Source organism: Microbulbifer sp. HZ11 (assembly GCF_000708675.1).
Lineage (GTDB): Bacteria > Pseudomonadota > Gammaproteobacteria > Pseudomonadales > Cellvibrionaceae > Microbulbifer.
Map to the genome: position 1 here is coordinate 1,217,797 of NZ_JELR01000001.1, position 12,373 is coordinate 1,230,169.

Below are 12,373 nucleotides of genomic sequence, written 5' to 3' on the forward strand. Positions count from 1 at the left end.
TGCAAATTTCTACCCTTCAGAAGTGGCGCCAATCGCACCGATTACCTTTGCCTACACCGAGTGGTCCAGACGGATACTGGCGGACTCTGGATTATCCGCGTCCAGCAGCTCCAGTCCACCGGTAGTTGTAAACACCATACGTCGTCCTTAAGACGTACGGGGCGACCATGTGCACCCGTCCGGTGTGCTCTTACTCTGGCGCCACTGCCAATTTCGCTTCTCCAAAGCGGCGCTGGTACAGGTTCTCGTTCACCTCCTTGACCGCATCCACCAATGGTTGATAAGGAATGTCGGTAACAGACACAAAGCCCACGTTATAGTTTTCGCCGTCGTAGGCGCGGCCGGTCAATGGGGAGTCGATGTACTGGAACCAGTGCGCGCCAACAAAGTACGGGTTGTCGATCACACTATTCATATATTCGGCAAACTTCTTGCCACGGTCAGCCTGCGAGCTCGCGTGAATCAGGCCGGGACTCAGCAAACCAGAGTCCAGAGATCCATTGTGGAACTCGCCAATAATGGAAGGGCGGTCAATTTCTTCGAGGAAACTCCAGAATTTATTACTGACGCCCTCTTTGTAGTAGTTGTAGCTCACCACATCCGCGTATTTCGCCGCGGCCCGGCGCACCTCCGGTGTCATGCCCCAGTCGGCAAACCGTGCGCCCAGATACATATGATTCGGCATAAAGTGCTTGATGGCTTCCCGCACGATCTTGAAGTACTGGCCGGTGTAATGCTCCAGCATAGTGGAGAAGTCTTCGATCATGGCATCGCTGAATTCGGTCAGCGCAACACCATTCGCAAAAGCGTCCCAATCCGCCAGCTGAATATTCCAGGCAGTATTCAGCTTGCCGATCTCGCCATATTTATCCTGCATCAGCTGTACAAACTGTGCCTTGGTGGGACTTTCACCAGCGGCGCGGCCCAGGGTATTGATCACAATGCCATATTGGGAAGCGGTAGAGCCCTCCTGCCCCCAACTCTTCTCGTTGTCTACAAATACACCCACGCACCAGGGGTTGTTGGCCACTTCTTTGCCAATCTGCTCGGCGGTAATATAGGCACGCTCTTTGAACAACGGATCAAACGGATCCGGCAACGGACTCCAGTAATCGTTGCCGCTACTTACGGTCTTGAAATTGCCGATGATCCAACCGTTGGCAAAATACGGAATTCGATTCATCTGATAGTAGGCGGGGTCGATCCAGTTACCGAAGGAAGTGAATCCCCAGCTGAGCATGCGATCAATCGTAGTCTCCCGCCACTTCGCCATCAGCCGTTCTTCATCAGCAATATCGTACTTACGCTGTAAATTGGCCCGGTAAAAACTGAATGTCTCGCCGTGTTCAATAACGCCGGTGTGCACTTCACGGCGATAGCCAAAGTTCTGCCCCAGGGGCTCATTGTACTCCGGCAACCAGGTAAACATATCCGCACGCAGAGGCGAGCTGATATGGCGCGTTGGAATGGCCGTATCGGGCACGCGGTTAAGACCAAGAGAATCCTCCGGCGTCAGGTCGCCGGGAGTGCGCTGGGGAATTCTGGCTTTGTCAAAGTCATATCCGGTAATGGTGGAGGTATTGGCCAGACGCACATTGGCAATGCCCGTGGAAAAGAACAGGTGCCCTTCCGGATCTACCAGGGCCCATTTTCCATCGACTTTCTCAGTGCGGAAATAGCCGGTAGCTTCCAGCTTTGGCCCTTCTGCCCAGCCGCCGAAGCGAGAGCGGCCATCCATTGGTGTTTTGCGCAGCTGTGATTGCTCTTCTTCAGAGATTGCGCGCAGCTCCTCCAGAGAATCTACCTTGCTAGCGAAATCCAGCTTGTTGTTCTGGCCAAACTCATCCACAAGATCTTTGAGATAGCTTTCGTCCAGCGACTTGGGCTGAATCAGGCGTACGTTATCGATCACTAAGGTTTTATCTTCAAGGACGCCGATAACCGACAGGGCAACACTTTTGACAGCACTTACATCTATCTGCTTCACCCCACCGCGATAGATCATGTCCTGAAACTCCGAGTCCCAGCTCGGCGGGTTGGAGCGTATCCCGGTATCCACCGTCAGATCCGGCCCTTTCAGTTCCATATAATAGGTGCCGGAAGAGTTCTCTGGCACAGCGAAACTGCGGCTCTGGACCTTACCGTGCTTGTCAGCAGCTTTCACATACAGGTGCACCGAAGATTGCTTTGGGTTGGTAATGTCCAAGGCAAAGGCAAAATTTCCCAACCCACTCCAATCCCAGGGCTTCTCAGCCGCGAAGGTGATATTTGCCGAGTAATGGGATTTGGTACGCAGCTGTAGTTCCAGCGCCTTACCGGACTCTCCGGCAATCACGCGAGCATCCGCATTCTCCAGTTGGATTGCCGAGGGCAGCTGGCCCTGATCAAACGTCCACAGGGATTGGGTATCGCTACTTGCCGCCGCGGGCGCATCTATATTTACAGTATTCGGCGTAACGGCCGTGGAACTCACGTCATTACCGCAACCACTAATCAGGGATGCCAGGAAAATTGCTGTTGAACATTGCTTGATTGGGAGTTTCATAATTCGGCTCTTCATTATTGTCATGTAGAGGGCTCAAACCAAAGACTTGGCAGCGTCTAGATCAGAGTCTTGAACTGGACTCTGCATGGGAATCTCTTCGATCTTTTCAACCAGAAAGACGTAGGCACACAGCCCCAGGAGTGCCAGAGCTCCAATCAGCGCTAAGGCAGGACGGAAATCACCATCCTGTACCAGAAAGCCAATGGCCACGGGAATCGTTACGGCCGAGAGGCCACCAATAAAGTTGAAGCAGCCTCCCACCAAACCGACCATTTGCTTCGGGGCGATCAGGGAAACAAATACCCAGTTGATAGAGGCGAGACCGTTGCCGAAGAAGGCAAGGGATAGAAAAAAGGTAACGGCGGCAATCGAGTCCATATAGTTGGCGCCGATCACAGAGCCGGAAAGTAACAGGCCAAGGATCACTGGTGTCTTGCGTGCAAACTCATTCGAGAAGCCACGCCGCACCAGCCAGTCGGAAGTAAAGCCGGAGAGCAGCACCCCGCAAAAAGCAGCCAGAAACGGTACCGAAGCCAGTAACCCGGTTTTCAGGTCCCCCATCCCCCGGTACTCGGCGAGATAGGTCGGGAACCAGGTGAGGAAGAAAATCAGGGTACTGCCCAGGCAAAATTGCCCGATATAGATCCCCCAAAGCTTGCGACTGGAGAAGGCCAGACGGATATTGCCCCAGCTCACCGCCGCGGAACGTTCACCGACATTTACCGAAGACTTCTGATCCCGCTCCTGGCTCGCCGCAGCGCCAATGTCACTCTCGGGCTCACGATACAGCCAGTACCAGATCGCCGCCCAGACGATGCCGATCACCCCAGAGATAATAAACAGCCCGCGCCAGCCAAAACACTCCTGAATCAAAGCCAGTACCGGCATCAAAAATGCGAGACCGATAAACTGCCCGGAGGTATACACCGCAATCGCACTGGCCCGCTCCTGCTGAGAAAACCATTGGGTAACGATCTTATTATTCGCGGGGTAGGACGGCGCCTCGAAAAAACCGATCGCCATGCGGCATCCCACCAGCGCCGCCAGTGAACTGACCAGACCCTGTACGATGGTCGCCAGCGACCAGGCCACCAGAATGAAGGGATACAGGATCCGCACCTTCACCACATCCACAATCATCCCACCGGGAATCTGCATGATGGAATAGGTCCAGGCGAAGGCAGAGAAGATAATCCCCATCTGTACGGATGTGAGGCTCAGATCCTCAGAAATCGCATTGGCCGCCACCGAGATATTGGTGCGGTCCATATAGTTGATCACCACACTGATAAAGATCAGTGCCAGAACCCCGAATTTATTGGCTGCTTTCATACCGCTACTGCATCGTCGTTGTTATGTGGTCGCGACTCGGCATTGAGTGCCTGGAAATGCGAACGAGTCCCCATTCCGTACCTGCGCAATCAATGGCCACTTCAAATTGTCAACAATTAACAGTAACCTAACCGCTCCAATATAACAATAACGCGCTCATCCAGTACCAGAATGAGCGCAAGGAGCAAAGCAATGAAAACCACTCAGTGCGCCCTGGCGGCGCTCGTGTTTAGTACCCCCCTGATGGCCGCCGACTGGGACGGCACTCCGGTTCCAGCCGATGCGGGCCCCGGCAACACCTGGGAGCTACACCCGCTCTCTGATGACTTTAACTACTCGGCACCAGCTTCCGGTAAGAGCGCCACATTCTTCGAGCGCTGGAGCGAAGGCTTTATCAACCCCTGGCTAGGCCCGGGCGAAACCGAGTACTACGGCCCAAACTCCTCGGTAGAAAGCGGTAACCTGGTCATTAAAGCCAGCCGCAAGGCCGGAACCACCAAGATTCATGCCGGCGCTATCCACTCCAATGAAAGCGTCACCTACCCCCTGTATATGGAAGCGCGCGTTCAGATCACCAACCTCACCATGGCCAACGCCTTCTGGTTGCTGAGCTCTGATTCCACCCAGGAAATCGACGTACTGGAATCCTACGGCAGTGACCGTCCCAGCGAGACCTGGTTCGATGAGCGCCTGCACCTCAGCCATCACGTGTTTATCCGCGAGCCGTTCCAGGACTACCAGCCCAAAGATGACGGCAGCTGGTACCCAAACCCCAATGGCGGCACCTGGCGCAATCAGTGGATTCGAATCGGCACCTACTGGGTAGATCCCTGGACACTGGAGTACTACGTCAACGGCGAGCACGTACGCACTGTCACCGGCCCGAGTATGATCGACCCCTACGGCTATACAGGCGGCACGGGCCTCAGCAAACCGATGCAGGTAATCTTCGACGCAGAACACCAACCCTGGCGCGATACGCAGGGCACAGCGCCGCCGACAGATGAAGAACTGGCCGATCCGAGCCGAAACAAATTCCTGGTTGACTGGGTTCGCTTTTATAAACCCGTGCCTGATACCAATGGCGGTGGCCCCGGCAATGGGAGCATCAGTGTCGAGAAAGAGGCGGAAGATTTCGATAACGTTGGAGGCTATTTTTCAGACGGCCAATCGCAAGCCATTAGCACCTACACAACGGGAGCTACTACAGCGATCAATTACGTGAATCGCGAAGACTATGCAGACTACACCGTCACCGTGCCTGAAGATCGCATCTACAACATTACCTATAACATCAGTAGCGGTATTACCGGTGGACGTATTGACTTCCTTGTCAATGAAAGTGGAACCTGGAGCAACAAGACACAGACAGCGGTACCTAATGCCGGCTGGAACAATTTCCAACCATTAAGCGGAGGTACGGTTTATCTCGAAGCCGGTACACATACTGTGAGACTTTACGGGGCAGGTACACACGACTGGCAGTGGAATCTCGACAAATTTACGTTGAGCAACTGACAATCACCAAAGCAAAAGGCCGGAGCGGAAGCTCCCTCCGGCCTTTTTCTCAGAAAAATTCAGGAGAAAATGATCCGATAGAGCTCCGCCCCCACAAACCGAGCCCGGTTGCCCAGACTCCGTTCGATCCGCAGTATCTCATTCCACTTCACCATCCGCTCACTCCGGGCAAAGGAACCCACCTTGAGCTGACCGGCGTTAGTGGCCACCGCCAGGTGTGCGATGAAGGCATCTTCGGTTTCGCCGGAGCGTGCAGAGACGACGGGGAGCCAGCCGGCTTGCTGGGTCATTTCGATGGCGGCCATGGTTTCGGAGACTGTGCCGATCTGATTGAGTTTGATCAGTACCGAATTGGCCAGTTGGCTGTCGATGCCGTTCTGGATGCGCTCGATATTGGTGGTGAACAGGTCGTCGCCGATGACCTGCACGCGCTTGCCCACTTCTGTGGTGAAGCGTTTCCAGCTGTCAAAGTCAGTATCGGCGAAGGGATCTTCTATGGAGATGATGGGGTACTTGTCGCACCACTGGATCATCAGATCGCAGAATTCTGAAGGGGTGTACGAGGTACCGTCTTTCTTCAGGTGATAGCGCTCACCGTCAAACAGGTCGCTGGCGGCGATATCCAGTGAGATGGCGACATCTTTGCCCGCTTCGTAGCCTGCCAAACGTACCGCTTCCAGCAGGACCTCGAAGGGTTCTTCGTTGCTGTCGAATGCGGGCCACCAGCCGCCTTCGTCGGCGAGACCGACGCTTTTTCCACGTGCCTTCATCACTTCGCCGGCGGCGTGGTAGATATTGAAGGTCATTTCCAGGGTTTCTTCGTAGGTTTTGGCACCTACCGCGATGATCAGGAAGTCCTGAATATCGATGGCCCAATCGGCGTGGGCCCCACCGCCGAGAATCTGGATTTCGTTCAGTGGCAACAGGGTGCCCTGCTCTTTGCCTCGTACCGCACTCAGGTACTCGTACAACGGTACACCGCGTGCGTTGGCGGCGGCGCGGGCGCAGGCCATGGAAACACCAAGGGTGGCGTTGGCACCGAGGCGGGATTTGTTGGCGGTGCCGTCCAGCTCAACGAGCTTGCTGTCGATGGCTTTCAGGTCGGTGACCGGCATGCCCTTCAATGCGGGGGCAATTTCTTTCTGGATATTTTCAATCGCCTTAAATACAGACTTGCCGCGAAAGCGCGCTTTATCACCGTCGCGCAGCTCCAATGCTTCGAACTGGCCGGTGGAAGCACCGCTCGGCACCAGGCCGGCTCCGGTTATGCCGCTATCGAGGGTGACCTGTACTTCGACGGTAGGAAAACCGCGGGAGTCGTAAATCTGAAAGGCGTCAATACTCTGGATATTCATGAATTTCTTACCGTTATTCATTCAGTGGTCAAAAGCTCCGTCCATTGGTGGACAAGTTGGTTGAGTGTTTGGGGGGAATCCGGGATTACCGCATAAGTAAAATCCCGTACGATCTGCTGCTGGCTGCTGTCGAGGTATTCCACCGGCGATTTTCCATCCACCCGGGCGAGCATCAGCATTGGCAGCAGATGGCAAAGACGGGCTTCGAATTCGCTGTCGACAACCGAATCTGCGGCGGCGATGTAGCTCTCCCACACCTTCCGGCCGAGGCCCAGTATCTGTGCGGCATTTTTCGGCCGGTGCAGCGCTTTTAGCAGGAAGTGATTCAGCAAAAAGGCGACATCGAATACCGGGTCGCCATACCAGGCGACTTCACAATCCAGTATCACCAGCCGGCCACTGCCTACCATCAGGTTTTTGGGGCTGTAGTCACCATGAATCAGGCAGGTACTGGTATCAGCAATCCGCTCTGCTTCTGTAGTGAAGTACGGATTGAGCTGCGGGTGCCGGCTACCGGTCTTCAGCAGGTAGGGCTCCAGGCGCAACTCGGTGAAGTCTTTGAGGGTGTCAAATTTATCCCGGGCAATCGCATCCCCGAGAGATCTACGATGAATGGTGCCGAGATAATCCCCGGCAAGTCGCGCGTACTGACGGTCGTATTCGCCGAGCAACAGGCGTGACTTCCAGTTCTCCAGGCCACCCTCAATCATCTCCATACAGAAAAAGTACTTTTCCGCATCAGAGTAGAGAATGGCGGGTACGGATTCCGGCAGGAACTTACCAACGTAACGGAGGTAATCCTGTTCGGTGATATTGCGTTTGATATCCGCGAACCAATCGTCTTTTACCTTGAGCTTATCCAGCGCGCGTTTCACCACGAAGCGCGACTGGCCGTCATCCACCAACAGGATTTCACAAGAAACCCCGCCGGAGAGCGGGGTAAAGGTTGCATCCTGTGAGTGCAGAAGACCTTTGTCGATCAGGTAATTACATAAGGCTACCTGATCCACAATTATTCCTCTTCGGGTTCGGCGATCGAAAGATTGCGCGTGTAGTCCAGCATGGTTTCACGGCTGTTCACGCCACCACCCATTCCACTGGCGCTGCAGGCGCCATAGGGGAGTCCGTAGGCAAATACGTTGTGGGCGTTGACCCAGCTGTTGCCGGAGACCATTTTCTTGGCAATGGCGATGGCGCGATCGTTGTTACCGGTCCAGACACTGTTGGCGAGGCCGTAGTCCAGGCTGTTCACCTGACGTAGTGCATCTGCATCGTCTTTGAAGATGGTGATATAAGCGACCGGTCCGAAAATTTCTTCGCGGAAGCAGATATTCTCTACTGAGCCCATCAGCAACGTGGGGCTGACGAAATAGCCGGAGCGCTCCGCATCGGAGATATTCTTGCCGCCGTAAACCATTTCCGCGCCCTGCTCCTGCCCCTGCTGGATATAGTTGTTCACGGTTTTCAGTTGACGCTCACTGACCAGCGGTCCCATTTGACTGTCTTCATGCATACCGGCCTTGATCAGCACCTTGTCCAGCTCCCCCTTTACCTTCTCGATAAACTCAGAGGCGACGCTCTCGTGCACGATCCAACGGGTCGCCGTACAACAGACCTGCCCGGTATTCAGGGTGATGGCTCCGGCAAGACCTGCCGCTGCCGCGCTGATATTGGCATCGTCGCAAATAATGGACGCGCCCTTTCCGCCAAGCTCGAGCTTTACAGGCTTCAAGTTCGCACCGCAGGCTTCGCCAATCAGGCGACCAACGCGGGAAGAGCCGGTAAAGGAAACAAAGCGCACTTTCGGGTGACGGGTAAACACGGTGCCCACCTCCGGACCTTCGCCGGGCAGCACATTGATGACACCCGCAGGGAAGCCGGCTTCTTCCGCCAACTTTGCGAGATACAGGGTAGAAAGTGGAGTGACCTCAGAGGGCTTGATCACTACAGTATTGCCCGCGGCCAGTGCCGGCGCGATGCCCCATTGGCACAACGTCAGCGGGAAGTTCCAGGGGAAGATAAAGCCGACCACACCGTAAGGCAGGCGTACCGTGCGCGCCTGCTTCATACCATCCAGGGCCAGCGGGGTTTCAAATTTTTCCTGTTCGCACAGATCGGCGAAATAACGCAGACATTCGATACCAAAGGGCACATCAAAGCCGCGGGCGTTTTCCACGGGTTTGCCTACATCCAGTGCTTCCAGCTGTGAAAGCTCTTCCGCATCGCGCTCACACAGATCTGCCAGCTTGCGCAGCAGTGCGGCGCGCTCGGCGGGTGTGGTGTCTTGCCAGGACTGGAATGCAATGTGTGCGGCTTCAATCGCCTGCTCGGCGTCGGTAGCGACGGCTTTAGCAATCGTTGCTAGTGAGGACTTGTCTGCTGGGTTCTCCACCGGCATGGATTTACTGCCGGACATCCAGGCACCGTTGGAATAGAAAGGAACGGGGGACTGACCGAGGAATGCCTGGACTTTCGCGCTGGTTTCAATCATCGCTTTACTCATTATTGTTGGTTATTGACTAAAGGTGGAACTGCACTAACCCAAACACTAACGCTTTTGTTAACAGTCAACAACATAAAAAGTTAGACCAGACTCTAATCTTCCACGCACTGCTCCTCTATCTATCTCGCCTCTTCCAAAGCCCTATTAAGAACACAATCTGACACAAATGGCACAATTGTTCGAACCCCAGAACATTTTGTTAACAATTCACCATTTACAGAATGCTCGCTTCCACCCTAGTATTCAAGTCGATAATAAATAAGACACTTGGAGAAAACGGATGAAGCCCCATTCCCTGCCCGCCCGCTTTGCCTTACTGACACTGACCGCAGCCCTGGTTGCCTGTGGTGGCGGCAGCGGCGGTTCCAACAACAACCCGCCCCCGGATGATGGAGGAAAAACGCAGCAGGACACACGGCCGGATGCGTTTTCATTCACCGCCGTTACCGATGCCGAAATGGGAACCGCCTACACCTCCGGTGCAATCACGGTTTCCGGTATTAATGCAGCCGCGAATATCAGTATCAGTGGCGGTGAATACTCGGTGAACAATGGGGCTTTCAGCAGCGACGCCGCTACCGTGGAGAACGGGGATAGCGTATCGGTTCGGGTAACCGCCAGCACCGAATACAGCACCACAGTCACCGCAACACTCTCTATTGGCGGCATCAGTGCAGATTACGCGGTAACGACCACAGCAGAGCCGATGCATCCCGAGCCACCGGCAGATACCGGAGTGAAAGTCGATTTCAATCTGAATATGCGTCACTCCGTAGGCGGAGAATCGGAGTTTGATCGCCGAAAGTTCATTACGCTGCACGCGTCGAATAAGGAAAACGAATGGTTCGACTACACCACTGCCCGAAATGCTCCCAACGAAGATCCGGATTTGATGACCAACTTCCTGGAAGGCTACGACGTCTATCTGGGGCGTGATACCGGAGATATGAAATGGCAATTGAGCCAACTGACCGAAGACGGAGCGCGCCCGGGCTTCATTGATGTTGATACGGCAGTCACCAACGCCGGCGGTGTTCGCTGGACTTACACCAAAAACGAAGACGCTCGCTGGCAGCTCGCGCGAAAACATGAGCACAGAGCCACCGATATGATCGTCGGCGGCCAGCAGCACCCCTACTGGCCGAACGGTGACGATACCGGCATGGGCTGGTCCTTCTCGACCACAGATACCGAAGATGAGCCGTTCGGGACTGCGGTCGGCCACTTCATGGCTAACTATCTCTACGAGTATTTCAATCGCGGTGAGACCGACGAGTTCGGTCAACCCAAACCGGTGTATCTGGAGGTCATGAACGAGCCGCTGTATGAGCTGGTCGACTACCCGAAAAATGGCAATACTGCGACCACACCAGAAGCCGTATTCAAGTTCCATAATGCCGTGGCCAATGAAGTCCGAGCATATCGCGACCAATGGGATTTGGCTTCCCACGACAACGTACAGATCGGCGGCTACACCGTCGCCTTCCCGGATTTTGAAAAGGATAATTTCAATCGCTGGGAGGAAAGGGACAAGCTGTTTATCGACATCGCCGGCGCTAACATGGATTTCCTGTCGGTGCATTTCTATGACTTCCCGGCCATCAACGGCACCCGTCAGCTGCGCCGCGGCAGCAACGTAGAAGCCACCTTCGACATGCTGGAACAATACAGCCTGATGGCCACCGGCGAGCGCATGCCGTTCTTGGTTTCCGAGATCGGCGCCACCGTACACAGCATGATGAACGATCCCTGGTCACCGGAGCGGGACGGCTACAAGCTGCGCGCCCTCAACGGCCTGACCATGAATATGCTGGAACGCCCAGACCAGATTCTGAAGTCCATTCCATTCGTCACCGTCAAAGCCGAATGGGGCCGCCAGTCAGAAACCGTTCCCTACACCAACCGACTGATGCGCCAGAAAAAGGAAGCGAACGGCGAGACTGGCGATGCCTGGGTATACACGGAATTCGTGAAGTTCTATCAGCTTTGGTCCGACGTAAAAGGCACCCGTGTGGATAGCTGGGCCAGCGATCTAGACGTTCAGGTGAACGCCTATGTAGATGGCGATACCGCTTACCTGGTGCTGAATAACCTGGAGCAGGAAGATACCGAGCTGAGCCTTGCGGCGCTGGGCGTGGACGGAAACAGCCTGCAAAGCGTAACCATCAAGGAACTGCACTACGGCAGCGACGGCAAGCCGGTACTGGACGAAAGTAATGCGACAGAACTGCCGCAGATGTACACACTGAAGCCTGAAGGCACAACCATTCTTCAGTTGACCTATGCGGATGCGATCACGATTGATGGCGACGCCACAGAAACCAAGTACTACGCCGACAAATACAAACAGGCCATCACAGCCAACGCCAAGCTTCAGTTTGCAATCGACGATGTGACTGTGGGAGACAACGGCGAAGCGGTGCTGCGCCTGGGCGTTGGACGCGATCATGGCAAATCCCTCACCCCAAGCGTTACTGTTAACGGCAATGTGGTCACCGTACCGGAAGACTACCAGGGTTACGATCAATACTACGGCGGTAAAGGACGTGCCCAGTATTTCGGCGTGCTCGAAATACCGGTGGACCTGAGTTTCCTTAGCGAAGACAACGATATTGAAATCGTGTTTGAGGACGATGGAGGCTTTGTGAGTACCGCTACTTTGCAGGTATTCAACACCACCGAACCCCTGAAGCGCGGTGCGCGGAATTAAGCACATTTCTGACCCAGGCGCTTCATTCCAACATAACAACTACGACTTTCACCTTTCGCGGGCCGGTACTCACTACCGGCCCGCTTCTTTACTTCCCATCGCTTCCCACTTCACATCGCGTTTCTAGAGACAGTTCTCATCCCCGAAAGAATCAGGGAGAAAAGCACGACAAACCATCAAATTCACATTGTCGATTGTTAACAGTTTATTGTTTAATAATTATGACGGCAGACATAACGCTAACAGCGCCGCACCCCAAAACCTGCATCAACAGGATGTACTCGCGGCAACTGCAGTCGATCTGGAGCCGCCGTCCAAGCGCTTCGCCAATCCGAGGTACCGGCAAGCGCCCGAGCGGTTCAAAAATAATAACGACACCAGATGTACCGTGTCTTAATCTCGGAGCAAGC

The 12,373-nt window shown here is 54.6% G+C and carries 7 protein-coding genes; 2 read left to right on the forward strand and 5 right to left on the reverse strand.

Features of this window, described 5'->3' with window-relative positions; translation table 11 throughout:
- Positions 1-190: 190 nt before the first annotated feature.
- Both AU11_RS05335 and AU11_RS05340 read right to left on the reverse strand, forming a co-directional pair.
- The gene (locus AU11_RS05335) at positions 191-2,473 is read right to left on the reverse strand and encodes a beta-galactosidase (protein ID WP_231491555.1); all 2,283 of its coding nucleotides are present in this window, start codon (positions 2,471-2,473) and stop codon (positions 191-193) included.
- A gap of 105 nt (positions 2,474-2,578) precedes the next feature.
- A complete protein-coding gene (locus AU11_RS05340; RefSeq protein ID WP_043317018.1) occupies positions 2,579-3,877 on the reverse strand; it encodes an MFS transporter in 1,299 nt (432 codons plus the stop codon).
- A gap of 192 nt (positions 3,878-4,069) precedes the next feature.
- Here AU11_RS05340 and AU11_RS17690 point away from each other — a divergent pair, with 192 nt between their 5' ends.
- On the forward strand, positions 4,070-5,395 hold the full coding sequence (locus AU11_RS17690; RefSeq protein WP_051686978.1) for a carbohydrate-binding protein: 1,326 nt from the start codon (positions 4,070-4,072) through the stop codon (positions 5,393-5,395).
- 59 nt (positions 5,396-5,454) lie between these two features.
- On the opposite strand, the gene eno is transcribed toward AU11_RS17690, so the two are convergent.
- From eno to AU11_RS05360, 3 genes are read right to left on the reverse strand one after another with little or no spacing between them, the layout of a single operon-like run.
- Positions 5,455-6,771, reverse strand: a complete 1,317-nt coding sequence (gene eno / locus AU11_RS05350; protein ID WP_231491563.1) for a phosphopyruvate hydratase — start codon at positions 6,769-6,771, stop codon at positions 5,455-5,457.
- Positions 6,768-7,760 (reverse strand): phosphotransferase family protein, encoded by a 993-nt coding sequence (locus AU11_RS05355; RefSeq protein ID WP_043317020.1) that lies wholly within the window; start codon positions 7,758-7,760, stop codon positions 6,768-6,770. The genes eno and AU11_RS05355 overlap by 4 nt, the downstream gene beginning before the upstream one ends.
- 2 nt (positions 7,761-7,762) lie before the next feature.
- Entirely contained in the window at positions 7,763-9,241 is a 1,479-nt protein-coding gene (locus tag AU11_RS05360; RefSeq protein ID WP_231491565.1) for an aldehyde dehydrogenase, read from the reverse strand.
- 292 nt (positions 9,242-9,533) lie between these two features.
- Here AU11_RS05360 and AU11_RS05365 point away from each other — a divergent pair, with 292 nt between their 5' ends.
- A complete protein-coding gene (locus tag AU11_RS05365; protein ID WP_043317022.1) occupies positions 9,534-11,963 on the forward strand; it encodes a hypothetical protein in 2,430 nt (809 codons plus the stop codon).
- Positions 11,964-12,373: the final 410 nt, after the last annotated feature.